The 22,811-nt window shown below is 68.7% G+C and carries 23 protein-coding genes; 12 read left to right on the top strand and 11 right to left on the bottom strand.

The genetic code is table 11. The annotated features are described in order from the left end of the window. Window positions 1-16: 16 nt before the first annotated feature. Together DFJ65_RS12315 and DFJ65_RS12310 are read right to left on the bottom strand one after the other, a co-directional pair. Window positions 17-481, bottom strand: a complete 465-nt coding sequence (locus DFJ65_RS12315; protein ID WP_115923261.1) for a hypothetical protein — start codon at window positions 479-481, stop codon at window positions 17-19. Then, window positions 478-1,236 (bottom strand): alpha/beta hydrolase, encoded by a 759-nt coding sequence (locus DFJ65_RS12310; protein ID WP_245950219.1) that lies wholly within the window; start codon window positions 1,234-1,236, stop codon window positions 478-480. Before DFJ65_RS12310 ends, DFJ65_RS12315 begins: the two co-directional genes overlap by 4 nt. A gap of 83 nt (window positions 1,237-1,319) precedes the next feature. Between DFJ65_RS12310 and DFJ65_RS12305 the strand changes: the two genes are divergently transcribed. After that, window positions 1,320-2,210 (top strand): lysophospholipid acyltransferase family protein, encoded by an 891-nt coding sequence (locus DFJ65_RS12305; RefSeq protein ID WP_115923259.1) that lies wholly within the window; start codon window positions 1,320-1,322, stop codon window positions 2,208-2,210. Between the two features lie 101 nt (window positions 2,211-2,311). Then, on the top strand, window positions 2,312-3,640 hold the full coding sequence (locus tag DFJ65_RS12300) for a class II 3-deoxy-7-phosphoheptulonate synthase (RefSeq protein WP_115924290.1): 1,329 nt from the start codon (window positions 2,312-2,314) through the stop codon (window positions 3,638-3,640). 79 nt (window positions 3,641-3,719) lie between these two features. Here DFJ65_RS12300 and pknB read toward each other — a convergent pair whose 3' ends face one another. After that, window positions 3,720-5,675: a Stk1 family PASTA domain-containing Ser/Thr kinase gene (gene pknB / locus DFJ65_RS12295; RefSeq protein WP_245950217.1), complete on the bottom strand. Its 1,956-nt coding sequence runs from the start codon at window positions 5,673-5,675 to the stop codon at window positions 3,720-3,722. A gap of 101 nt (window positions 5,676-5,776) precedes the next feature. Between pknB and DFJ65_RS12290 the strand changes: the two genes are divergently transcribed. Continuing rightward, window positions 5,777-6,136, top strand: a complete 360-nt coding sequence (locus tag DFJ65_RS12290; protein ID WP_115923258.1) for an Rv2175c family DNA-binding protein — start codon at window positions 5,777-5,779, stop codon at window positions 6,134-6,136. An 8-nt stretch (window positions 6,137-6,144) separates the two neighbouring features. Here DFJ65_RS12290 and DFJ65_RS12285 read toward each other — a convergent pair whose 3' ends face one another. Continuing rightward, window positions 6,145-7,263 carry a polyprenyl synthetase family protein gene (locus tag DFJ65_RS12285; protein ID WP_245950216.1) on the bottom strand — a complete coding sequence of 373 codons (1,119 nt, stop codon included), beginning with the start codon at window positions 7,261-7,263 and terminating at the stop codon, window positions 6,145-6,147. Between the two features lie 97 nt (window positions 7,264-7,360). Between DFJ65_RS12285 and metF the strand changes: the two genes are divergently transcribed. The 3 genes from metF to DFJ65_RS12270 all read left to right on the top strand — a co-directional run bounded on the left by metF (window position 7,361) and on the right by DFJ65_RS12270 (window position 9,369). Continuing rightward, window positions 7,361-8,254, top strand: coding sequence for a methylenetetrahydrofolate reductase [NAD(P)H] (metF, locus tag DFJ65_RS12280; protein ID WP_115924288.1), 894 nt, complete (start codon window positions 7,361-7,363; stop codon window positions 8,252-8,254). A 74-nt stretch (window positions 8,255-8,328) separates the two neighbouring features. Beyond that, window positions 8,329-8,799 (top strand): SAV_6107 family HEPN domain-containing protein, encoded by a 471-nt coding sequence (locus DFJ65_RS12275; RefSeq protein WP_115923257.1) that lies wholly within the window; start codon window positions 8,329-8,331, stop codon window positions 8,797-8,799. 153 nt (window positions 8,800-8,952) lie between these two features. Further along, window positions 8,953-9,369: a DUF3040 domain-containing protein gene (locus DFJ65_RS12270; RefSeq protein WP_115923256.1), complete on the top strand. Its 417-nt coding sequence runs from the start codon at window positions 8,953-8,955 to the stop codon at window positions 9,367-9,369. Between the two features lie 6 nt (window positions 9,370-9,375). Here DFJ65_RS12270 and DFJ65_RS12265 read toward each other — a convergent pair whose 3' ends face one another. Together DFJ65_RS12265 and DFJ65_RS12260 are read right to left on the bottom strand one after the other, a co-directional pair. Then, window positions 9,376-9,858 (bottom strand): DUF456 domain-containing protein, encoded by a 483-nt coding sequence (locus DFJ65_RS12265; RefSeq protein ID WP_115923255.1) that lies wholly within the window; start codon window positions 9,856-9,858, stop codon window positions 9,376-9,378. Window positions 9,859-9,952: 94 nt separating this feature from the next. After that, window positions 9,953-10,156, bottom strand: coding sequence for a DUF7455 domain-containing protein (locus DFJ65_RS12260; protein WP_115923254.1), 204 nt, complete (start codon window positions 10,154-10,156; stop codon window positions 9,953-9,955). Window positions 10,157-10,442: 286 nt separating this feature from the next. On the opposite strand from DFJ65_RS12260, the gene DFJ65_RS12255 reads away from it, so the two are divergent. Continuing rightward, a complete protein-coding gene (locus DFJ65_RS12255) occupies window positions 10,443-12,554 on the top strand; it encodes a DNA gyrase/topoisomerase IV subunit B (protein ID WP_115923253.1) in 2,112 nt (703 codons plus the stop codon). A 21-nt stretch (window positions 12,555-12,575) separates the two neighbouring features. Here DFJ65_RS12255 and DFJ65_RS12250 read toward each other — a convergent pair whose 3' ends face one another. Continuing rightward, window positions 12,576-13,049, bottom strand: a complete 474-nt coding sequence (locus tag DFJ65_RS12250; RefSeq protein ID WP_115923252.1) for a hypothetical protein — start codon at window positions 13,047-13,049, stop codon at window positions 12,576-12,578. A gap of 76 nt (window positions 13,050-13,125) precedes the next feature. Between DFJ65_RS12250 and dinB the strand changes: the two genes are divergently transcribed. The 5 genes from dinB to DFJ65_RS12225 are packed head-to-tail and all read left to right on the top strand — an operon-like array spanning window position 13,126 to window position 16,659. Further along, entirely contained in the window at window positions 13,126-14,370 is a 1,245-nt protein-coding gene (gene dinB / locus DFJ65_RS12245) for a DNA polymerase IV (RefSeq protein ID WP_115923251.1), read from the top strand. Between the two features lie 10 nt (window positions 14,371-14,380). Beyond that, on the top strand, window positions 14,381-14,959 hold the full coding sequence (locus DFJ65_RS12240; protein WP_115923250.1) for an HhH-GPD-type base excision DNA repair protein: 579 nt from the start codon (window positions 14,381-14,383) through the stop codon (window positions 14,957-14,959). A 37-nt stretch (window positions 14,960-14,996) separates the two neighbouring features. Then, on the top strand, window positions 14,997-15,614 hold the full coding sequence (locus DFJ65_RS12235) for a transposase (RefSeq protein ID WP_170144085.1): 618 nt from the start codon (window positions 14,997-14,999) through the stop codon (window positions 15,612-15,614). Window positions 15,615-15,653: 39 nt separating this feature from the next. Then, complete coding sequence (locus DFJ65_RS17835) at window positions 15,654-16,094, top strand: hypothetical protein (RefSeq protein WP_211308436.1); 441 nt, start codon at window positions 15,654-15,656, stop codon at window positions 16,092-16,094. Between the two features lie 43 nt (window positions 16,095-16,137). Next, window positions 16,138-16,659 (top strand): GNAT family N-acetyltransferase, encoded by a 522-nt coding sequence (locus tag DFJ65_RS12225; protein ID WP_115923248.1) that lies wholly within the window; start codon window positions 16,138-16,140, stop codon window positions 16,657-16,659. On the opposite strand, the gene DFJ65_RS12220 is transcribed toward DFJ65_RS12225, so the two are convergent. The 4 genes from DFJ65_RS12220 to DFJ65_RS12205 form a co-directional block, all read right to left on the bottom strand. Further along, window positions 16,631-18,016 (bottom strand): HNH endonuclease, encoded by a 1,386-nt coding sequence (locus DFJ65_RS12220; RefSeq protein ID WP_115923247.1) that lies wholly within the window; start codon window positions 18,014-18,016, stop codon window positions 16,631-16,633. The two genes, DFJ65_RS12225 and DFJ65_RS12220, sit on opposite strands and share 29 nt — an antisense overlap. 62 nt (window positions 18,017-18,078) lie before the next feature. Next, window positions 18,079-19,005, bottom strand: coding sequence for a ferredoxin family protein (locus DFJ65_RS12215; protein ID WP_115923246.1), 927 nt, complete (start codon window positions 19,003-19,005; stop codon window positions 18,079-18,081). 12 nt (window positions 19,006-19,017) lie between these two features. Then, window positions 19,018-21,555: a DNA gyrase/topoisomerase IV subunit A gene (locus DFJ65_RS12210; protein WP_115923245.1), complete on the bottom strand. Its 2,538-nt coding sequence runs from the start codon at window positions 21,553-21,555 to the stop codon at window positions 19,018-19,020. A gap of 135 nt (window positions 21,556-21,690) precedes the next feature. Then, window positions 21,691-22,734 carry a thermonuclease family protein gene (locus tag DFJ65_RS12205; protein ID WP_211308435.1) on the bottom strand — a complete coding sequence of 348 codons (1,044 nt, stop codon included), beginning with the start codon at window positions 22,732-22,734 and terminating at the stop codon, window positions 21,691-21,693. Between the last annotated feature and the right edge of the window lie 77 nt (window positions 22,735-22,811).

Here is a 22,811-nt window from a genome sequence, read left to right as displayed (position 1 = left end):
GGAGCCTCCAGAAGACTTAAAGTCGCGCGCCGTCGTCGTAGGGGTCGTCCTCGTCGCGGTTCTTGGGTTGGCGCAGCACCATGAGCGCCATACCGGCGAAACAGACGCCGATCGCCAGCACCCACCACAGCGTGGCGGCGTAGCGGTCGAAGAAGAACAGGTACAGCAACCACAGCGGTCCGATGACCAGGCAGGCGAGCGTGACCCAGAACCCTTCGTCCGAGGGGAGGTCGGGCGGCACCGGCGGCACGAACTCCTCGTCCTGCTCCTCGACGATGCTCGGGCCGGTGCCGGCGCGCCACTGGGCCGGCACCTGGAAGGGGACCGGTGGTGCCGGCGGCATCGGTTCGGGGTCGTCGAGGTCGATCGGCTCGGCCGTGCGTTCGTGCCAGTCGGCGACGAGTTCGTCGAACCGGCGGTCGATCTCGTCGTCGGAGTGGTCGAAGGGGTTGTCGGGTCCGTCGGGCTGGTTCTCGGTCACGACTGTCCTCCCAGTCGGGTCGTGAAGTCCGCGACGGCGTCCTGCAGCAACGGGGCGTCGTGGTCGAGGGTGGCGAGGTGGTAGCTGTTCTCCAGCACGACCTCGGTGACGTCGGTGCTGGAGATGCGGGAACGGAACAGGTGCGAGTTCGACGGCGGCACCACGTGGTCGACCTTGGAGCGCACCAGCAGGACGGGCTGGGTGATTTGGGGAAGGTCACGGGTGGTCTGGTGCCACAGCTGGGTCTGTGAGGTGAGGGCGCGCAACGGCATCCGGTCGTAGGCGTACGCGGACACCCCGGACTTCTTGATGTCGCCGCCGATACCCGCGACCGTGGTGCGCACGCGGCGCGCGACCGGCAACGCCCGCAGCTTCCAGTTGCGGATCTCGAACACCGGGTTGATCACCGCGAGGCCGGCGATCTCGGGGTTGCGTTGCACCAACAGGGTGGCGAGGGTGCCGCCCATCGACAGGCCGACCGCGACGACGTGGTCGCATCGTTCGGTGAGTTCGCTGTAGGCGCTTTCGACCTCGGCGTACCAGTCGGTCCACTTGGTGCGGTCGAGGTCTTGCCACGAGGTGCCGTGACCGGGCAGGCGTGGTGCGCGCACGGTGAAACCGCGGCCGATCAGGTCGTCGGCCAGCGGACGGACGGACTGGGGTGATCCGGTGAACCCGTGGGCGACGAGAACGCCGGTGCGCGAGCCGTCGTGGACGATCGGCGTGGCGCCGTCGCGGATCTGCATACCCTCCATCTTGTCTCATCGGCTGCCCGTGGGTGCGCGGGGCGTTATTGTTCAGCCGAAGCGTTTCTCGTACCGCTGGGCTTGGAGGCACGGTGCTCTACTGGTTTTTGAAGCGGGTCGTCGTCGGCCCGATTCTCAATCTGCTGTTCCGTCCGTGGGTGGACGGTGAGCAGAACATTCCTGAGAAGGGCGCGGCGATCTTCGCCAGCAACCACCTGTCGTTCTCCGACTCCTTCTTCCTCCCGTTGGTGGTGCCCCGCCGGATGACCTTCGTGGCGAAGGCCGACTACTTCACAGGCACCGGCATGAAGGGCCGGCTGACCGCGGCGTTCTTCCGCGGCGTCGGTCAGATTCCGATCGACCGTTCCGGCGGCGCGGCGTCCAGTGGCGCGCTCCAGTCGGGTTTGAGTGTGCTGCGCAAGGGCGAGTTCTTCGGTATCTACCCCGAGGGCACCCGCAGCCCCGACGGCCGCCTCTACAAGGGCAAGACCGGCGTCGCGCGGTTGGCGCTGGAGGCGAAGGTGCCGGTGATCCCGGTAGCGATGATCGACACCGACAAGGCTCAGCCGACCGGCAAGGTGTTGCCGAAGATCATGCGCATCGGCATCCGCGTCGGCAAGCCGCTGGACTTCTCGCGGTACGAAGGGATGCAGGACGACCGTTTCGTGCTGCGCAGCATCACCGACGAGATCATGTACGAACTGATGCTGTTGTCCGGTCAGGAGTACGTCGACGTCTACGCCTCGACCGTGAAGGACCGCATCGCGGCCCGTGCCAAGGAGATCGGCGGCACCGCCGTGGCAGTCGGCAGTGGAGCCGCCCAGGCGATCGGCCAACGGGTGGCGCGCAAGTCGGGCGAGGACGAGAAGTCGGCCGACGGTGCGGAGCCGGACAGCGACGAGGCGAGCGTCGCGGACGACGTGACGGGCCCTGTGACGGACATCGTGACCGACACTGCGAAGGCGCCGGGCGCCGGGGCGTAGACCCGCCGTCCGCAGCGCGGGCACCCCGGATGCGTTCCGGGGTGCCCGCGTAGTCTTGCGGGGTGAGTACGACCGCCGTGACATCCGAGGCCACCACCGAGATGCCCGAATGGGCCGACGTCCCCGCGATGCAGCAACCCACCTGGCCCGACCCGCAGGCCGTGACCGCCGTGCGCGACGAACTCGCCTCGCTTCCTCCGCTGGTGTTCGCCGGCGAGTGCGACGTGTTGCGCGACCGTCTGGCGGCCGCGGCCAAGGGTGAGGCTTTCGTGCTGCAGGGTGGCGACTGCGCCGAGATGTTCTCGGCCGCCACCGCCGCGAACATCCGCGACCGGATCAAGACGATCCTGCAGATGGCTGCGGTGCTGACCTATGGCGCGAGCACCCCGGTGGTGAAGCTGGGCCGCATCGCCGGCCAGTACGCCAAGCCGCGCAGCAAGGACACCGAGACCCGGGGCGACGTGACGCTCCCGGCCTACCGCGGTGACATGGTCAACGACTTCGCGTTCAACGAGCAGGCCCGCACGCCCGACCCGCAGCGGTTGCTGCGCGCCTACCACACCAGCGCCTCCACGCTGAACCTCGTCCGGGCGTTCACGACCGGTGGTTTCGCCGATCTGCGACACGTGCACGAGTGGAACCGCGGGTTCATCGCCAACTCCGCCTACGCCCGCTACGAGTCGACCGCGCGCGACATCGACCGTGCGATGAAGTTCATGCAGGCGTGCGGAGCCGACTTCGACGCGATGAACGCGCGCACGGTGGAGTTCTTCGCCAGCCACGAAGCGTTGCTGCTCGACTACGAACAGCCGCTGACCCGCATCGACTCGCGCACCGGCAACCCGTACGCGGTGTCGGGACACTTCGTGTGGGTCGGCGAACGCACCCGTCAGCTCGACGGCGCACACATCGACTTCGTCTCGCGCATCCACAACCCGATCGGCGTGAAGCTCGGCCCGAACGTCGACCCGGACGAGGTGCTGCGGATGATCGACCGCCTCGACCCCGAGCGCACCCCGGGACGCCTGACCTTCATCACCCGTATGGGTGCCGGCGTGGTGCGCGAGAAGCTGCCGAACCTGGTGCAGCGGGTGACCGAGTCCGGCGCGCAGGTGGTGTGGGTCTGCGACCCGATGCACGGCAACACCTTCGAGTCGGCCAGCGGCTACAAGACCCGTGAGTTCGACCAGATCGTCGACGAGGTGCAGGGCTTCTTCGAGGTGCACGCCGCCCTCGGCACCATCCCCGGTGGCGTGCACGTCGAGCTCACCGGCAACGATGTCACCGAATGTCTCGGTGGCGCCGAGCGGATCGCCGACGAGGATCTCGAGAAGCGTTACGAGACCGCCTGCGATCCGCGTCTGAACCACCAGCAGAGCCTGGAACTGGCGTTCCTGGTGGCGGAGATGCTCGCCCAGCGCACCCGCTGACCTGCAGTCGGAACAAAGTGCCCGCCCCGGCCATCACGGCCCGGGGCGGGCACTTGCTGTTCCAGGCCGGGTGGCCGGCTCAGACGACCGACAGGGTGATGGTGCTGCCCTTGCGCACCGAACTGCCCGCGCGCAGGCTCTGGTCGCGGACGGTGTCGAAGAGGCCGCCGAAGAACCGGTCGATCTTGACCGTGAAGCCGGCGGCCTCGAGCTTGCTGCGGGCCGCTCCGCTCTTCATGTCGACGACATTCGGCACGGTGACCATCTCCGGACCCTTGGAGACGACGATCTCGACGGTGGCGCCCTTGTGCGCGATCGCACCCTGACCCGGGTTGCTGCGGATCACCGATCCCTTGGCGACGGTGTCGGAGAATTCCTGGGGCGCCTGCGTCACCTTGAGGCCCAGGGAGGTCAGCGAAGACTCGACCTGATCTTGAGGTTGACCCGCGATGACCGGAACGGGGATGGGCTGCTTGCCCTGGCTGACGACGAGGTTGACCTTGGTGCCCCGCTTCAACGGGCTACCTGCCGCCGGATTGCTCGAGACGACCGAACCGCTGGGCACGGTCTCGTTGTAGGCCTTGGTGACGGTGCCGACGGTGAGCTCCGCCTTCGTCACCGCCGCGCGGGCGTCGGCCTCGGTGGTGCCGGGCAGGCCGGGAACGGTGAACCGTTCGGCGCCCTTGGACACGGTGAGGACGACGGTGGAGTTCTTGCGGGTCTGAGCTCCCGCGGCCGGATCGGCCTTGATCACGCGACCGGCCGGCACCGTCTCGCTGAACGTCTGTTGCACCTTCACCTTGAGGTCTGAACCGGTGAGGCTGCTCACCGCCGAACCCTGGGTCATGCCGGTGACCGTGGGCACCTTCGTCGAACCGAATGGGCCGGCCGTGAACGCCCACCCGGCGCCGCCGCCGACGACGAGCAGCACCGCCAGCACCGCCGCGATCAGTGCGGTTCGGCGGCGCCGTCCGGGAGCCGCGGCCGATTCCGGGTACGCGTCGGTGTGCAGCGGATCGGTGCGGCTGCCGATCTCGGTGGTGTAGGAGTTCTTCGCTCCGAGCGACCGGACGTCGGTCTCGTCCGTGTCGGCGGTGGTGTTGTCGGCGGTGTTGTCAGCGGGGGGTGCGTGGTCGGCGTCGGCGACCACGGCGACGTCCGTGGTTTCGTCGTCGGTGCGCGACGCACCGAGCGAACGGCGCACCGTACGCAGCGCGATGAGCAGGTCGGCCGCGGTGGCCGGGCGGTCGTCGGGGTTCTTCGCGGTGGCCTCCGCGATCAACCGGTCGACGGCGGCGGGCACGGTGGGGACGGCGTCCGACGCCTTGGGCATCGTGCCGTGCACGTGCTGGTAGGCGACGTGGATGGGGGAGTCGCCGGGGAAAGCCTTCTCGCCGGTGACCATCTCGAACAGCAGCAACCCGGCGGAGTAGACGTCGGAGCGGGCGTCTGCGGTGCCGTGTTCGACCTGTTCGGGCGAGAGGTAGGAGGCGGTGCCGAGCAGGATGTCGCTGTCGCCGGTGAGGGTGCTGGTGGTGACCGCGCGGGCGAGGCCGAAGTCGGTCACCTTCACCTGTCCGGTCGAGCTGATCAGCACGTTCTCCGGTTTGACGTCGCGGTGCACGATGCCGGCGCGGTGCGCTGCGGCCAGCCCGTCGACCACCGGGTCCAACAGGCCGAGCGCTTCGTCGACGGGCAGCGGTCCGCGTCGACGGATCAGCTGGCGCAGCGTCTCGCCGAGCACCAGCTCCATCGCCAGGAAGGCGTAGTGGCCGTCCGACCCCTGGTCGGTGACCGCCACGACGTTCGGGTGGGTCAGGCGCGCCGCGGAGTGTGCCTCGCGGCGGAACCGCGCGACGAATGCGTCGTCGCGGGCCAGGTCGGAGCGCATCACCTTGAGCGCGATGTCGCGTTCGAGGCGCAGGTCGGTCGCGACGAACACCGAGCCCATTCCGCCGTCGGCGAGGTGCCGGGTGACGCGGTATCGACCGTCGATCACCCGTCCGACGATCGACGCCTCACTGACTGGACTCACCCGCAAATTCTAAGTTCCTTCGCCTGCTGCTGCGTGGAGGCTGGTCCGCGTGTGCCGACCGCCCGTCCCGGCTCGGACGCGCCTCGTGCCAAGCTGGTGCCGTGAATGACGTGGAAACCCTGGTCGGCGCCTGGCTTTCGGTGCCCGAAATCGCTGATGCACTCGGACTGCCGCACCGCACGGTGCGCCGGATGATCGACGACGGCGAGCTGCTCGCCGCAAGGGTCGGGCCGAACGAGGCGATCTCGGTGCCCGCGGCGTTCGTGCGTGACGGTGAGCTGTTGCCTGCGCTCGGTGGCACGATCACCGTGCTGCGCGACGCGCACCTCACCTCCGAGGAGGCCCTGCGTTGGTTGTTCACCCCGGACGACACGCTGCCGGTGGTGGGGTCGCCGATCACCATGCTGCAGCTCGGTCGCAAGGCCGAGGTGCGGAAGCGAGCCAGCGAACTCGCCTGGTAGACGCCTGCTCAGGCGTTGCGGGCGACCGCGATGCCGACGAGGTCGCGCAACATGCGCTCGCCCTCGGGCGTGAGGGTTGCTCGATCCAGCGCCGCGTCGGCATGCGCACTGAGCGCGGAGATCATGGCCTCGGTGGCGTCGACCGCACCCGAGGAACTCACCAACTCGCGCAGCCAGTCGACGCCCGCTTCGTCGAGGTCGGCCCGGCCGAACAGTTCGTTGAACCGCTCGATCTGGGTCGGCGTCGCGGTGTCGAGGGTGTGCGCCACGAGCACGGTGCGCTTGCCCTCGCGCAGATCGTCGCCGGCGGGTTTGCCGGTCGCCTCGGGGTCGCCGTAGACCCCGAGCAGGTCGTCGCGCAACTGGAACGCCTCACCCAGCGCCAGGCCGTACTCGGACAGCGCCGCCCGAGTGTCGTCGTCGACGCCGAACGCGGTGGCTCCGATGAGCAGCGGCTGCTCGACGGTGTACTTCGCGCTCTTGTACCGGATCACCAGACGGGCCCGGTCGATGCGGTCCTGGGTCGACGCCGACTCCCAGGGGCGCACCGACTCGAGCACGTCGAGGTACTGGCCGCCCATCAGTTGGGTGCGCATAAGGTCGAAGACCGCCCGGCCGCGGCGCAGTTCGGCCTCGGGCAGGCCACTGGTGCTGTAGAGCTCGTCGGTCCAGTTGAGGCACAGGTCGCCGGCGAGGATCGCGCCCGCCTCCCCGAACCGGTCGGCGTCGCCGTCCCAGCCGTGCTCGCGGTGCATGGCGGCGAGCACCCGGTGGGCCGTCGGGCGGCCGCGACGGGTGTCGCTGCGGTCCATCACGTCGTCGTGCAGCAGCGCTGCCGCCTGGAACACCTCCATCGCGGTGGCGACCTGCACGATCGCGTCGCTGTGCGCACCGCCCGCAGCGCGGTAACCCCAGTAACAGAAGGCGGCACGCAGGCGCTTGCCGCCGCGTAGCAGGGCGTGGATCGGGTCGATGAGCGCGGTCATCTCCGTGCCGATCGGGGCGAGTTGCTCCGCGTGCTGGTCGTGGGCGCGGTCGAGGACGACCTGAACCTGTGCCCTCAGTTGGTCCAATGAGGGCACCACCGGCGGCTCCACCGGCATCGGTGCTCGCACTGCCTGATTCACGCGGGGTCCTTTCCGGGCCGGGCGATGGCGGACGGCTGGTTACCCACCAGTTGGTCGGCATTCTGGCCGAAGCTCCGCAACCGATATGGTCACCCGCATGTCCGATGCGAGTGCCCGTCCGCACCCAAGCATTCCAGACCTGTTGGGTGCTCCCGACACGGCGTTCAGTTTCGAGTTCTTCCCTCCGCGCGACGACGCGAGCGAAGCGGTGCTGTGGGACTCCATCCGTCGGATCGAGCGGGTCCACCCCTCGTTCATCTCGGTCACCTACGGGGCCGGCGGGTCCACCCGTGACCGCACCGTCCGCATCACCGGACGCATCGAGCACGAGACGACGCTGACCACCATGGCGCACCTGACCTGTGTCGGCAGTTCGGTGGCCGAGCTGCGTCAGATCGTCGGGCAGTACGCCGGCGCCGGCATCCGCAACATTCTCGCGCTGCGCGGCGACCCGGCCGGCGGTCTGGGCACCGAATGGACCCCGCACCCCGAGGGCCTCGACCACGCCGAGCAACTCGTCGACCTGATTCGCGGGCTCGGCGACTTCACCGTCGGGGTGGCGGCATTCCCGGACAAGCACCCGGAGTCGGGGTCGCTGGAGGACGACGCGAAGGTGCTCATCCGTAAGGCCGACGCCGGTGCCGCGTTCGCGATCACCCAGATGGTGACCGACGTCGACGCCTACCTGCGGTTGCGTGACCTCGTCGACGGTGCCGGACGCACGATGCCGATCGTTCCGGGTCTGATGCCGGTGACGGCGTACGGCCAACTGCAGCGGATGACCCAGCTCAACGGCCAGCCGCTCGCGCCGGACGTCGTCGAGCGGCTGGAGGCCCTGAAGGACGACAAGGTCGCGGTGCGGGAGGTCGGGGTGCAGATCTGCACCGAACACGCGCAGCGCCTGATCGGCGAGGGCGCGCCGGGCATCCACTTCATCACGATGAACCGTTCGACCGCGACGCTCGAGGTGCATCAGAACCTCGTCGGCTGAGGTTGTCGGTGCTGCCACCTACGGTCTGACCCATCGAACAGAAGTTCGATCGACCAGCCAGCCAGGAGGCATCCATGACTGCTCTTGCCAACCGTCCGGGCACTCCGCGAGCCGCCCGCCCGCAGCAACCCCCGATCGCCTGCGCCGCGGGCGTGCTCGACCTCGTCGACCGGTCTCGCGACTGCCTGCTCGAGGCATGCCACCAGTCCGACCTGGTAGAGCGTTACCGCTGCGCGCAGCTCGGCGCACTGCGTGCCGCCGCGGCGCTGGTGGCCGCACGAAGCGCTCGGTCGCCCCGATCGCGTCCGCGGTCGGTGTGGCAGGTGGTCGGCGAAGCGGTCCCCGAGCTGCGCGAGTGGGCCGAGTTCTTCGCCGGCACCGGCAAGCGCGGCCAGGTCTACGATCGCGGCGCGCAGCGACCGAGCGCCCGGGAGGCCGACGACCTGATCCGGGCGGGGGAGACCTTCCTCGGGTTGGTGCTGCAGGAGCTGGGGTTGCCGATGGTCAGCGGACTCGATGCGGCCGTCGCGCCCACCCTGCGGTGAACCACCCGCGAACCGCTGCGGAACGCCTTCCGAATCTCCGGACGACCGGATCCGACGCCCGAGCTACCGCGGGGAGCTTCTGGGACATATCCTCAAGGGGTAGACGTCGACGCACGCTCGATGCGTCAGAAATCGTTCGTTGGGAGGTCGGTCGTGCCGCTGTCGGAGCACGAGCAACGGATGCTCGACCAGATGGAACGCGCGCTGTCCGCGGATGATCCGAAGTTCGCGTCGCAGATGCGCGCAGCCACCCGCCCGCGACGCGGTCGGCTGATCATCGCCGGCCTCGGCATGCTCGGCGGTCTGGGCCTTGCGCTGGTCGGCGTGATGAACGACTTCATCTGGCTCGGTGTCGCAGGCTTCGTCGTGATGGTCGCCGTTGCGGCATGGGCGTTCAACGGCTCCTCGGCGGGCGCGTCGCTCGGCACCGTGCAGCCGGACGGTTCGGTCAAACCCGCGGGGGCATCGGGAGCATCGCGCGGTCTGCGTCGACAGTCACGGCGCAGCGGCACCTTCATGGAGCGACTCGAGGAACGCTGGGAGAAGCGTCGCCGCGACGGCGCCTGGTGATTGCACCTACCGGGTGAGCAGCAGTCCGGCCACCCACAGCAGCGCCACCGTCACCGCAGCTGCCAGCTCGATCCCGATGCTTGCCAGCGCCATCTTCAGCGCCATCTTCGTCGACGTCCATGCTGCCGAGGGGTTGCGCAGTCGCACCTGCTCGGCCAGGTAGACACCCAGGACGAACCCGAGGAACAACCCGATGACCGGCACCACGAAGAAGCCGATCACCGCGAGCACCACACCGGCCAGCCGCGAGCTTCCCGGCACCCCGATCCTGCGCAGCTGCCGATTCGGCACCTGATACTGCAGGAACCACCCGATCAGCGCGATGACGACACTCAGTCCGAACACCACCCACGCCGTCCGGGAGCCGTTCTCCGTGGCCCACAACAGCACGCCGGCTTCGGTGAGCAGCAGACCCGGCAGCACCGGCACGATGAGGCCGAGGATGCCGACGACGATGAGTATCCCGGCGATCACGGTGACGAGTTCCACGTGGTCGAACCTACCGGTCAGTGGCGGCCGCCAGGACGACGAATCGCCCGCACCTTCGTCGGTGCGGGCGATTCGTGTTCGCTGTTGTGGCGGGTCAGTCCTGCGATTGGTGCAGCCGGTCGGTCTCGTCGATGACTTCTTCGGCGACGTCGCGCAGCTTGTCCAGGTGGCTGCGTCCGTGGTGGGCGCAGAAGAGAAGCTCCATGTTTCCGGCAAGACGGGCCCGAATGAATGCCTGAGCGCCGCAGCGGTCGCAGCGGTCGGCGGCGGTCAGAGTGGGTGCGAGTGCAGTGGCCATGAGGGTCCATCCTTTCGTCGGGCGCCGAAGCGCCGTCAGTTCCTCGTGTCGAGGTCGTTCGTTACGACGATGGTGTTGCCGTTGCGGTTGCACCGATTACGTCGTTCCGATGAGACAACATCCAAGCACCCCAAAGGATTCCCGCAGCGCTATTGGGGCGGTGTGGCGTAGCCCATATCGAACTGTGACCAAGTGGCCGCGGGTCCGGTTGCCGTGTGCCTCCCGCGGAATGTCGGTGCCGCTGGTTACGCTTCGGGTGCCCGTCTCGTAAAGGAGTTCACCCCTCGTGGTTGTGCCTCGCAGTACCTCGTCCGCCACCGACTACAACGCCCGACACCTGCAGGTGCTCGAAGGGCTGGAGGCGGTGCGCAAGCGGCCGGGCATGTACATCGGGTCGACCGACTCGCGCGGACTCATGCACTGCCTGTGGGAGATCATCGACAACTCCGTCGACGAGGCCCTCGGTGGCCACGGTGACCGCATCGACGTGACGCTGTTCGCCGACGGTTCGGTGCAGGTGAGCGACCGGGGGCGCGGCATCCCGGTCGACATCGAGCCACGCACCGGCCTGTCGGGCGTGGAGGTGGTGTTCACCAAGCTGCACGCCGGTGGAAAGTTCGGCGGCGGGTCCTACGCCGCGTCCGGTGGTCTGCACGGCGTCGGCGCATCCGTGGTCAACGCGCTGTCGGCTCGTCTCGACGTCGAGGTCGACCGCGGCGGCAAGACCTACGCGATGAGCTTCCGACGCGGCGAGCCCGGCACCTTCGCCGGCGACGGCCCGGACGCGCCGTTCACGCCGTTCGAGACCGGCAGCGAGCTCGCGGTCGTGGGCAAGGCGAAGCGGGGCGTCACCGGGTGCCGCATCCGCTACTGGGCCGACACCCAGATCTTCCTCAAGACCGCACGGTTCGACTACGACGGGCTCGTCGACCGGGCGCGCCAGACCTCGTTCCTCATCCCCGGGCTCTCGCTGGCGATCCGCGACGAACGCGGTCTGCCCGACACCCCGGGCGCCGACGGTCCGCACGAAGAGATCTTCCTGCACGACGGCGGCATCAGCGAGTTCACCGAGTTCCTCGCCGCCGACCCCGCCGTGACCGACGTGTGGCGACTGCAAGGCGAGGGCACCTTCACCGAGACGGTGCCGGTGCTCGACGACAAGGGGCACATGACCCCGACGGAGGTCGAGCGCAACTGCGCCGTCGACGTCGCGCTGCGCTGGGGCACCGGTTACGACACGAAGCTGAAGTCCTTCGTCAACATCATCGCCACCCCGAAGGGCGGCACCCACGTCGCCGGCTTCGAGCAGTCGCTGCTGAAGGTCTTCCGCAAGCAGCTGGAGGTCAACTCCCGCCGGTTGAAGGTCGGCGGCGACAAGGTCGACAAGGACGACATCCTTGCCGGTCTCACCGCGGTCGTCACCGTCCGGCTCGCCGAGCCGCAGTTCGAGGGGCAGACCAAGGAAGTGCTCGGCACCTCCGCGGTGCGGGCGATCGTCAGCAAGGTGGTCGAGCAGGAGCTCACCGCCAACCTCACCTCGACCAAACGCGACCTCAAGACGCAGTCGACCCAACTGCTGGAGAAGGTTGTCGCCGAGATGAAGACGCGCATCAGTGCGCGTCTGCACAAGGAGACCCAGCGCCGCAAGACCGCGCTCGAGTCGTCGTCGCTGCCGCCGAAGCTGAAGGACTGCCGCTCGAGCGACAACTCCCGCACCGAGCTGTTCATCGTCGAGGGAGACTCCGCACTCGGCACCGGCATGGCGGCGCGCAACTCCGAATACCAGGCGCTGCTGCCGATCCGCGGCAAGATCCTCAACGTGCAGAAGGCGTCCGTGGGCGACATGCTCAAGAACGCCGAGTGCGCCTCGATCATCCAGGTCGTCGGTGGTGGTTCGGGCCGCTCGTTCGACCTCGACATGGTGCGTTACGGCAAGATCATCCTGATGACCGACGCCGACGTCGACGGCGCCCACATCCGCACCCTGCTGCTCACGCTGTTCTTCCGCTACATGCGTCCGTTGGTCGAGTCGGGTCGGGTCTACGCGGCGGTGCCGCCGCTGCACCGCATCGAGACGGTGGCACAGGGGCGCGCCAAGGGCGAGGTCATCTACACCTACTCCGAGGCCCAGATGCGCAAGACGATGGCCGACTTGAACAAGCGCGGCCGCAACGTCAAGCAACCGCAGCGCTACAAGGGCCTGGGGGAGATGGACGCGGACCAGCTCGCCGAGACCACCATGGAGCCGCGCCACCGCACCCTGCGGCGGGTCACCTTGGCCGACGCCGAAGCCGCGGAGCGGATGTTCGACCTGCTGATGGGGTCCGACGTCGCCCCGCGCAAGGACTTCATCGTCGACAACGCGGCAGGGCTCGACCTCGAGCGCATCGACGCCTGAGATCGAGCCCCGCGCGGCCGGTCAGTCCTCGTACTCGATGTCCTCGTCCTGGAGGTCGATGTCCTCCTCCTCGGGCGACTGCTCGTCGTCGTCGACGATGTGCAACGCCGACTCCTCCGCGGGAGCATTCGGGTCGCGCCGACGGAATGCCGACTCGTCGTCGACCTCGGCCGGATCGCCCACGAAGTCCTGATCGGCCGGGATCGCGTCGGGATCCTCGCCGCCGACCATGTCCGCGCGGCGCAGGCCGCCCTCGTCGTCGGGCGCGCCGTAGGCGGTGCCGTCCTCGGGCTCCTCCTGGCCGATGCGCTGTTCGAGGGTGTCCTCCTCGTCGTCGTCGAACTCGCCGCTACGCGGCTGTCGCTGCGGCGGCGTCCACGGCTCGTCGTCCCCGGATTCGGGATCTTCCAGGTACGTCTCCGCGTTCTTGCGTTCCTGCGGGTCGAGTTCGGTCTCGCCGAAATCGCTGCCCCACTCTTGGGATTCGTCGCTCATGGGATCACCGTACGACCCGATGCGGTCGTGGCGGCGGCATTTGCGCGGTGCGCCTGTCGGTGAACGATGCGAACATATGTTCGTGCCCGGTTCTCAGTCCTCGCCACAGGGGCCGATGCTGCATGCCGACCTCGATTCGTTCTATGCCTCGGTCGAGCAGCGCGATGATCCTCGGCTGCGCGGCCGTCCGATCGCCGTCGGTGGCGGCATCATCATGGCCGCGTCGTACGAGGCGCGAGCCTACGGCGTGTCGTCGCCGATGGGCGAGCGCATCGCGCGCGAACTGTGTCCCGACCTGCTGGTCGTGCCGATGCGACCGAAGGCGTATCAGGAGGCGAGCAAGGCGGTGTTCGCGATCTTCCACGACCTCACGCCCAACGTGGAAGGGATCTCGGTCGACGAGGCCTTCCTCGACGTGGGCGGCCTCCTGCGACTGACCGGCACCCCCGAGCAGGTCGGCGCCTTGCTGCGCCGGCGGGTACGCGAGGAGGTTGGTCTGCCGATCTCGGTGGGTGTGGCGCGCACGAAGTACCTCGCGAAGATCGCCAGTGCCGTGAGCAAACCCGACGGCCTGCTGGTCGTGCCGCACGACGGTGAGGAGCAGTTCCTCTACCCGCTGCCGATCGAGCGTCTGTGGGGCGTGGGCAAGAAGACCTCGCAGAAGCTGCATGCCCGTGGCATCCGCACCATCGGTCAGCTGGCCGAGGTGGAGTATCGCGCGCTGTCGGACACCGTCGGCAAGGCCTCCGGGCGGCACCTGTTCGCACTGACCCACTTCCAGGATCCGCGCCCGGTCGAGCGCGGCAAGCGGCGGGGTTCGATCGGCTCGCAGCGCGCGTTCGGTCCCGGCCGGCGCAGCGACGCCGAACTCGACCAGATACTCGTCGGCATCGTCGACCGGGTGATGCGGCGGGTGCGGGACGGCGGCCGGCCGGGCGCGACGGTCACCGTCCGGGTGCGGTTCGGTGACTACGAGCGGGTCACCCGGTCGCGCACGCTGCCGCGTCCGACGATGGCGACCGAGACGGTGCTGCGGGTCTCGCGTGAGCTTCTGCTGGGTTTGCGTCCGATGATCGCCGATCGCGGAATCACGTTGCTGGGCTTGACGATCGGTGGTCTCGACGCCTCCGGCGCCACTCAGTTGATGCTGCCGCTCGATCCGCACCAGTCGGGTGTGCTCGACACGGCGCTCGACGAGGTGCGGGAGAAGTTCGGCAGCGGGTCGGTGCGGCGCGGTGTGCTGGTCGGTGAACCGGAGGGGTTCGAGGTGCCGATGTTGCCCGACGAGCGTCCGAGGGACGGTGAACGGCAGCGGGCTTAGACTTCGGGGCATGGTCAAGCTGCAGATCGCTCAGGATGTCGAAGCCGACGAGTTGCTCTCGTCCGACCCGTTCGCATTGTTGGTCGGCATGCTCCTCGACCAGCAATACCCGATGGAGCACGCCTTCCGGGGGCCGGCGAAGATCGCGTCGCGGCTCGGCACCATCGACCCCAAGGTGATCGCGGCGCAGGAGCCGGAGCAGTTCGCCGATCTCGCGTCGACGCCTCCGGCGATCCACCGGTACGGCCGTGCGATGGCCGGACGTGTGCAGCAGCTCGCGCAGGTTGTGGTCGATGAATACGACGGCGATGCCGCACGCATCTGGACGACCGCCGGCGACACCAAGGAGTTGTTGAAGCGGCTGAAGGCACTGCCGGGCTACGGCGACCAGAAAGCCCGCATCTTCGCGGCGTTGCTGGCCAAGCAACTCGACGTGCAGCCCGACGGCTGGCGGGAGGCCATCGGGCCGTACGCCGAGCAGGGCAGCTTCCGGTCGGTGGCCGATGTGGTCGACGGCGAGTCGCTGCAGAAGGTGCGCGACTTCAAGAAGCAGGCCAAGGCGGCCGCGAAGGCAGCAGCTGCGAAGTAATGTAGGCAGAACACTTCATCTCGGCTACTTTAGGTATATGCCTGAATCTTCGGAACTGAAGGTTGTGGTCATCACAGCCGACCAGATCGGTAGTCGGCAGGACTCCGATCGGGTGCCGGAAGCCTTGGCCGCGACCCGGAAGCTGCGCCTGGGCGACGGCGCGCGCAAGTTCGCGCGCACAGCGGGGGATGAGATCCAAGGGATGGTCACCGATGCGGATGCGGCGATCCGGGTGATCGAGGAGTTGACCCGCCTCGGCGGCTGGCGCATCGGTGTGGGGGTCGGGGCCGTCGTGCGGCCCGTGCCGCGTGACGTTCGTGCCGCCACCGGCGACGCCTTCGTCGCCGCCCGTGAGGCACTCGTCGCCGCGCACAGCGCGCCCCAGGACCTGCGCGTCTCGGGCGACGACACCGAGGCCGCAGCCGATCTCGAGGCGGCCTTGTGGTTGCTGTGTGCGCTCTGGCGCCGCCGCACCGACACCGGGTGGGAGACGGTCGCGGCCGCCGCAGCAGGGCGACAACAACAGCAGATCGCCCGCAGCCTGGGCATCACGCCGTCGGCGGTGAGCCAGCGCCTGCGTGCCAGTCACTACCCCGAGGCGGAAGCCGGCATCCGCCTCGCGGTGCGGCTGCTCCAGCGATCGCTCTCGGTTTGATGCTCGGTGCCGTCGGTGTCCGGCGCTAGCGTGACCGACATGAACTGGAGTTCCGCCCTGATCGTCGCCGGCATCGGCGTGATCGCCGTCGTGGTCGGCGGGCTGCTCACCATGCTCTGTTTCCGCGTCGTCGATCGCGGACAGCAGCTCACCCAGCACCATTCCACCGGCGAGGACGAGTCGGGTGAGCCGGACGATGCCGAGCAGCCCGACGACGAGCATTCGGTGCAGGCGGCCGCCTCGACGCTGCGCGGCGGCGCCTGGATCGGGGCACTGGAGCGGCTCGCGATCTACTCCGGGCTGCTCATCGGCTGGCCGGAAGCGATCGCGATCGTGCTCGCGGTCAAGGGTCTCGGGCGTTACCCGGAGCTGAAGAACGGCAACAACTCCGCGGTCGCCGAACGCTTCATTATCGGCACCTTCGTCAGTGTGCTCTGGGCCTGCGGTTGCGCCGGGCTCACCCATTGGCTGATCAACTGAAGCAGGGGTGCGCCGTCGGCCGAGGTCCGAGTACCTTCGCCGGGTGAGTGAGATCCGACCGGCGACCGAGGCGGACTGGGCACAGATCTGGCCGTTCTGGCGCGAGATCGTGCGGGCCGGCGAAACCTACGCCTACCCACACGACGCGACGTCCGACGAGGCGGCCGCGATGTGGATGGAACGTCCACCCGGTGCGACGGTTGTGTGGGTCGACGACCACGGCGCGGTGCTCGGCAGCGCCAAGATGGGTCCGAACCGGCCCGGCAACGGTGACCACATCGGCACGGCGAGCTTCGTGGTGTCGCCGGCGGGCCGTGGCAAGGGAGTCGGTCGGGCGTTGGGGGACTACGTCGTGAAGTGGCACCGGCGCAACGGCTTCCATGGCATTCAGTTCAACGCGGTGGTCGAGACGAACGAGACCGCCGTACGGTTGTGGAAATCGTTGGGATTCAACGTGATCGGCACCGTGCCCGAATCTTTCCGGCACCCCGAACACGGGCTCGTCGGACTGCACGTGATGTACCTGCCGCTGCAGGTCAACTCGCCTGCGCGAGACGGGTCGTGAAGTAGAGGTCGATGACCCCGAGGTCGGGTCGCTTGGTGCGCGCGCCGGGCACGGGTGGAGAGGTCGACCGGTAGGTCTTGCCGGTCGCAGTGGTGATCACCACGGTGTGTGGGTGCGAGCCCGGCGGGCCCGCTGCGTGGATCACCTCGGTGTGCCAGCCCGGCATCTCCTTCACCAGGTTGAACCGGCGGCAGATGCCCATGCCGTTGTCGATGCTGGTGGCGCCACCGTCGCTGTGGCGCGCGATGTGGTCATGATCTTCGATCAGGGCATCGCAGAACGGGATTCGGCAGAACTGGTCGCGCAGCCGGATGAACCGGCGGACGGTGCCGTCGAACCGGCGGCGGTTGGTGTCGACGTCGACCAGTTGTCCACTGCATGGGTCGGTGAACACGCGGCGCAGCCACGCCTGGGCGCGGTCGACCTCCGGTGGTGTCGGGCCGAGCGCGTCGGCCACCCCGGCGACCGCCGCCCGGGCGAAGGCTGCCGGCACCGGGCCATAGCCGTCGACCCAGGACGGTCCGTCGGGATCGCGAGGCTCGGGGGAGTCGGGGGTCTCGCCGAACAGTTGCTCCTCCGTCATGACGAGTTGCACCTCGACGGGCACGGCGCAAGCACGCGGCTGGCCGGTGAGCCGCTCGACGAGCAGATCGGCCATCACCTGTTGCAGCGTGCGTCCGCTGCCGTCGCCGAAAGCGATGATCGCCTTGGCGTCCTTGCGCAACGCCCGGTGGGCGGCGACGCCCTGGATACCGGGCAGGTAACCACCGAGCCGGGCCATGCCGTCCTTGGCCGCCCGGAACGAGACGCCGCGCTCACCGGCCGCCTTCGTGGCGCGTTTGGTCGCGCTGTCGGGATCGATCGCGAACGCTGCGGCGCGGGCGGCTCGTGCCGCGCCGGCCGTGGTTGCGTCGGTGATCGCCGGTGACAGTTCGGAGTCGACCTGCTGGCGGTCGGCGCGCGCAAGATGATCGGTCTCGTGATGAACCGCTTGCGCGGTGCGCTCGCTGATGCGGCCCGCCGAGAGCAGTGCACCGGTGCCCGGCAGGTCGTCTCGTAATGCCCGCGCCATGCCGAGGTCGCGGGAGGCCTGGTAGGGCGAGATGCGGCGTGCCAGCGCGATCTGATCGGCGACGCCGCGCCCGCGCTGTCGGGAAGGGACCTGTCGAAGAGCCTGATCGGCGCGCTGCGAGTCGTCGAACTCCACGCTCACCCGGGCCATCGCGCCGTGGGCTGCGTTGGCGATCTGCTGGAGCAGCTCGAGTTGGGTGACCTTGTCGAAATCTGTTGGGGCGCACGACAGCTCGCGAAGCTGACCGACGATGCGATCGAGTTCGGTTGCTGGTTGCTTGGCCATGAAGACACTGAACCACCCGGCACCGACAACCTCATCGAGCCGAACAGAATCGAGCCGACCCGTCAGCCCGACAGGTCGGTGACCTGCCAATAGCTCGACGTCTTGGCCACCTTCAGGCAGGAGTCCTTGAGCTCGGGTCCGTCGACCCGCGCCAGTCGCAGCCGCCACGACCTGCCGTCGCGGTCGGAGACGACGTACACGCCATCGCCCGCCTCCTCGACGCCGAACGCGTCGAGTGCGAGCCGGCCGGTCTGCTCGCGCACGAACGCCTCGGCGGCCTGCGCGGGCGCGCTGAGGCAGCTGCGTCCGCGGTTGTGGAGGGCGCAGTTGAGCGCGGCCGGCACCTCGCGCCGCCGTTCGGCGTCGTACGCCGCCAGCGCGGTCTCGTCGGTCAGCCGGGCGTACGTCTGCCCCGACGGCAGCATCACTGCGGTCGGCGCGAACCGGTGGCCGCCGGTGTGCGAGCACTCCCACACGCGTCCCGGCCGCTGCTCGGACACCGCAGCAGCAACCGGCCGTCCGCGCACCGCACAGCACTGGTCACGCTTGCTGTTGGCGCACACCAACAGCACGACGTCGCGGGTCTCCTCCAGCAGCGGCAGCGTCTCGCTCACCGCGTCGGGGCCCTGCTCGATCTGCCCGCGCCAATCGACCCGCAGCAGGTCGAACGGATCATCGACCTCGCCCTCGAGCAGCCACGGTTCGTCGGCCAACCCGCCTGCGATGTAACAGTTTCGGGGAACGCCGGGGTCGTGCGTGTCGACGTGCCGACCCGGTCGGCGGATCAGCAGCAACCGCCCGCCCGCGGCCGAGACCGCCCGCTCGAGCTCCGGTCCGAGTACGTCCGGAAGGTGGGCACTGGCGATCGCGTCGTGCCCCCACGGGCCGTTCTGTTCCAGGGCAACCCAGAACCGGGCAACCGACGCCGAACCCGGTGCGGGCACCTCGGCGTCGTCCCACTGCCGGGAACACTGCGCGATCTGGCTCATGCCCTCAGGCTTTCACTCGTCCTCGGACGGGGCGACGCCGGCGTCGTCGACGCCGTCCGGCTGACCGGCCGAACCAACGTCGGAACCAACGTCCGAACCGACGTCCGAATTACCGATCGAGCCGCCGATCGCCGCGAGGTTGCCGGTCAGCGGCACACCGCTGCCGTCACGCCGGGTGTCGGCAGCCGGCAGTTCGACCGCAACACCGGCCGAGGTGGCAGCCCGTGGCATGCTGCCCGCCCAGGCGAAGATCAGCTCGTCCTCGCCGCGCAGGAAGCGCTGGCAGCGCACGCCGCCGGTGGCGCGTCCCTTGCCCGGGTAGCCGGCGAACTCGGTGACCTTCACCGAACCGGCGCCCGTGCCCGGCAACGCACCGGAGGAGTCGGCCACCGTCACCAGCACCGCGTCGGTGGCCTCGACCGCTCCGAACCAGACCACCTTGGCTCCTGCCGCAAGCTTCACGCCGGCCATGCCGCCGCCGGCACGACCCTGCGGCCGCACCGTCGACGCCGCGAAGTGCAGCAGCATCGCGGACGAGGTGACGAACGCGAGCTCCGCTGTCGACGAGGAGGGTTGGGCCGCCCCGACGACTTCGTCGCCGTCCTTCAGCGTGATGATCTCGAAGGAGTCCTTGTTCGGGTAGTCGGTGTTGACCCGCTTCACCACGCCGTGCGCCGTGCCGATCGCGAGCGGCGGGGCATCGGGGGAGAGATCCATCAGGGCGAGCACCTTCTCCCCGGCCGGCAGGTCGACGAAGGCTGCGAGCGGGGCGCCGCCCGACAGTGCCGGTGCGTCGTTCGTCGGCACGATCGTCGGCAGCTCCAGCGGTGACAACCGGGTCACCTTGCCCGACGACGTGACGACGCCGAACTCGCCGCGCACGGTCGTGCGCACGGCCCCGATGATCGCGTCGTGTTTCTTGCGAGATCCGGTGTCGGACAACGGATCCGCGTTGGTCGTGCGTGCCAGCAGGCCGGTCGAGGAGAGCAGCACCCAGCACGGGTCGTCGGACACCTCGAGCGGCGTGGCGGCGGTCTTCGGCGCACCCGATGCCTCCAACAGCACGGTGCGGCGCGGGGTGCCGTGGGTCTTGGCGACATCGGCGAGCTCGTTGGAGACCAGCTTGTGCAGCACCTTCTCGTCGCCCAGGATCGCCTCGAGCTCCTCGATGGCCTTGCGCAGCTCCTCGGCTTCCTTCTCCAGCTCGATGCGGGAGAACTTGGTGAGTTGGCGCAGCTGGAGTTCGAGGATGTAGTTGGCCTGCGGCTCGGAGAGATCGAAGACCTGCATCAACCGGCCGCGTGCCTCGCCCGCGTCGTCGGAGGTGCGGATCACCTGGATCACCTCGTCGATGTCGAGGATCGCGATGAGCAGGCCGTCGACCAGGTGCAGGCGGTCCTTCTTCTTCGCCAGCCGGAACTCGGTGCGGCGGCGCACCACGTCGATGCGGAAGTCGACGTAGACCTTCAGCAGTTCCTTCAGGCCGAGGGTGCGCGGCTGGCCGTCGACGAGCGCGACATTGTTGATGCCGAACGACTCCTCCATCGGGGTCAGCTTGTACAGCTGCTCCAGCACCGCGTCGGGGTTGAAGCCGTTCTTGATCTCGATGACCAACTGCAGGCCGTTGGTGCGGTCGGAGAGGTCCTTGACGTCGGAGATGCCCTGGATCTTCTTGGCCTGGTGGAGGTCCTTGATCTTCTCGATGACCTTCTCCGGGCCGACCAGGTAGGGCAGCTCGGTGACGATCAGGCCCTTCTTGCGCGGGGTGACGTTCTCGACCCGCACGGTGGCGCGGGTGCGGAAGGTGCCGCGTCCGGTGAGGTAGGCATCCCGGATGCCCTCGAGACCGACGATCTGGCCACCGAGCGGCAGGTCGGGGCCGGGCACGAACTTCATCAGGTCGTCCAGCGAGCAGTCCGGGTGGGCGATGAGATGCCGCGCGGCGCCGATGACCTCGACCAGGTTGTGCGGAGCCATGTTGGTGGCCATACCGACCGCGATGCCGCTGGCGCCGTTGACCAGCAGGTTCGGGAACGCCGCCGGCAGCACCGCCGGCTGCTGCTCGGACTCGTCGTAGTTGGGCACGAAGTCGACGGTGTCCTCGTCCAGCGAGGCCGTCATCAGCAGTGCGGCCGGTGCCGGGCGGGCCTCGGTGTACCGGGACGCGGCGGGGCCCTGGTCAAGGGATCCGAAGTTGCCGTGGCCGTCGACCAGCGGCAGGCGCATCGTCCAGGTCTGGGCCAGCCGGACGAGGGCGTCGTAGATCGCGCTGTCACCGTGCGGATGGTACTTACCCATCACCTCGCCGACGATGCGGGAGCACTTCACGTGGTTGCGGTCGGGCCGCAGGCCCAACTCCTTCATCGAGAACAGGATGCGGCGCTGCACCGGCTTCAGGCCGTCGCGGGCGTCGGGCAGCGCGCGAGCGTAGATGACCGAGTACGCGTACTCCAGGAACGCCGTCTGCATCTCGTCCTCGACATTGATGTCGACGATGTTCTCGACGAAGTCGGGTTCGAGCGGTTGGTCGTCCTTGCGACGGCGGGCCATGAGTCTCCTCGGTATTGCCGAAAATGCTGCTGCCCCGAGCCGACGCGCGCGCGGCCACAAGGCACCCGCAAGTGTCTGTCACCGCATCACTGCAGCACGGCTCCGACACGCGATTCCCGCGGAATACCGGCGAAATCAGACCTTCGAACGGCGCCAGCCGGCGTTCTGTGCATCAGACTCGGAGCAGAACCAGCGTTCACCCTTGCCGGGGGAGATCTGCGTCTGCGCGTAGTGCCGCTGGCCCGGCACGTGGTAGATCTTCTCGCCGCTGCTGCTGATGTTGCCCTTGATGTCGCACGCCCCGGCGTCATGGGTCGTCGTCGACGGACGCGCCGGCGTGCTGGTGCGGGTGCTCGGCGTGGCCTGGGTGGTCGACGGCTGGGCGAACTGCTGCGGGTTCGTGGCCGACGGGGTGCTGCTGGTGGACGGCGGGTTGAACGCCGATGCGTAGGTGCACGCGCCCCACAATCCGCGCTTGGCGGCCTGCGCCTGCGACTGCGCGACGCGGAACGCGCCCTGCTTCGCGTAGGGCGCGGCGTAGGTGTACTCGCGGCCGAAGCCGCCGGCGATCATCAGCTGGGAGACGTCGGAGCCGTCGGGCAACACGACGTAGCGCACGAGCCGGTTGTAGTGGTCGCGGTCGGCCTGGGTCGGGTCGGCGACCAGACGCACCTGCTTGCTCTGCACCAGCGACTGCATCTTGCTGGTGGCCTCCTTGGCGTAGCAGGCGACCGCGGTGTTCGGCTTCTTGCTCTCCGGAGTGTCGACCCCGAGCAGACGCACCGGCTCCCGCTTGCCGTTGACCCAGACCTTGATGGTGTCGCCGTCGGTGATGCCCGCCACCTGCAGCAGGTCACCCGACGCGGCGGACGATGCGGACGATGCGCCGTCGGCGCCCGTGCTGTCCGAAGTGCCACCCGAAGCGGTCGCGACCCCGGCGTCCGCCTCAGCACCGGCGGAGCCGGTGTCGGTCGAATCTGCCTGCACCGCAGAGGCTTGCGTGCTGGACGTCGACGACGGCGCGGCCGTGCCGTCCGAATTCGCGCCGGAGTTCGGCTGGTTCGACTCCGAACTCGAGGTGTGATCGCCGGCGACGGGGTGCGCCGTGTCGGACGCCGATTGACAGGCGGTGAGGGCGAGCGCGGACAGCACGAACACAGCGGTGGAGCGACGGGGCATGAGCCCGATGCTACGTCGCAGAACAGAAATCTCTCAGGTGGTTCCGAGAATAGGATCGGTCGGACCAGAATGGGGGC

Origin of the sequence: Calidifontibacter indicus (assembly GCF_003386865.1) — a bacterium.
GTDB lineage: Bacteria > Actinomycetota > Actinomycetes > Actinomycetales > Dermatophilaceae > Yimella > Yimella indica.
Note: the sequence above shows the minus strand (reverse complement) of the source record. Positions and strands in the feature narration are given on the sequence as shown.

Excerpts from the sequence above, each read along its gene's own strand:
- DFJ65_RS12275 (WP_115923257.1), top strand. The coding sequence starts at position 8,329 with ATGACTGCTCTTGCCAACCGTCCGGGCACTCCGCGAGCCGCCCGCCCG.
- DFJ65_RS12310 (WP_245950219.1), bottom strand. The coding sequence starts at position 1,236 with ATGGAGGGTATGCAGATCCGCGACGGCGCCACGCCGATCGTCCACGAC.
- DFJ65_RS12240 (WP_115923250.1), top strand. The coding sequence starts at position 14,381 with ATGGTCAAGCTGCAGATCGCTCAGGATGTCGAAGCCGACGAGTTGCTC.
- DFJ65_RS12210 (WP_115923245.1), bottom strand. The coding sequence starts at position 21,555 with ATGGCCCGCCGTCGCAAGGACGACCAACCGCTCGAACCCGACTTCGTC.
- metF (WP_115924288.1), top strand. The coding sequence starts at position 7,361 with ATGTCCGATGCGAGTGCCCGTCCGCACCCAAGCATTCCAGACCTGTTG.
- DFJ65_RS12260 (WP_115923254.1), bottom strand. The coding sequence starts at position 10,156 with ATGGCCACTGCACTCGCACCCACTCTGACCGCCGCCGACCGCTGCGAC.
- DFJ65_RS12300 (WP_115924290.1), top strand. The coding sequence starts at position 2,312 with ATGCCCGAATGGGCCGACGTCCCCGCGATGCAGCAACCCACCTGGCCC.
- DFJ65_RS12220 (WP_115923247.1), bottom strand. The coding sequence starts at position 18,016 with ATGGCCAAGCAACCAGCAACCGAACTCGATCGCATCGTCGGTCAGCTT.
- DFJ65_RS12250 (WP_115923252.1), bottom strand. The coding sequence starts at position 13,049 with ATGAGCGACGAATCCCAAGAGTGGGGCAGCGATTTCGGCGAGACCGAA.
- DFJ65_RS12205 (WP_211308435.1), bottom strand. The coding sequence starts at position 22,734 with ATGCCCCGTCGCTCCACCGCTGTGTTCGTGCTGTCCGCGCTCGCCCTC.
- DFJ65_RS12235 (WP_170144085.1), top strand. The coding sequence starts at position 14,997 with ATGCCTGAATCTTCGGAACTGAAGGTTGTGGTCATCACAGCCGACCAG.
- dinB (WP_115923251.1), top strand. The coding sequence starts at position 13,126 with ATGTTCGTGCCCGGTTCTCAGTCCTCGCCACAGGGGCCGATGCTGCAT.
- DFJ65_RS12215 (WP_115923246.1), bottom strand. The coding sequence starts at position 19,005 with ATGAGCCAGATCGCGCAGTGTTCCCGGCAGTGGGACGACGCCGAGGTG.
- DFJ65_RS17835 (WP_211308436.1), top strand. The coding sequence starts at position 15,654 with ATGAACTGGAGTTCCGCCCTGATCGTCGCCGGCATCGGCGTGATCGCC.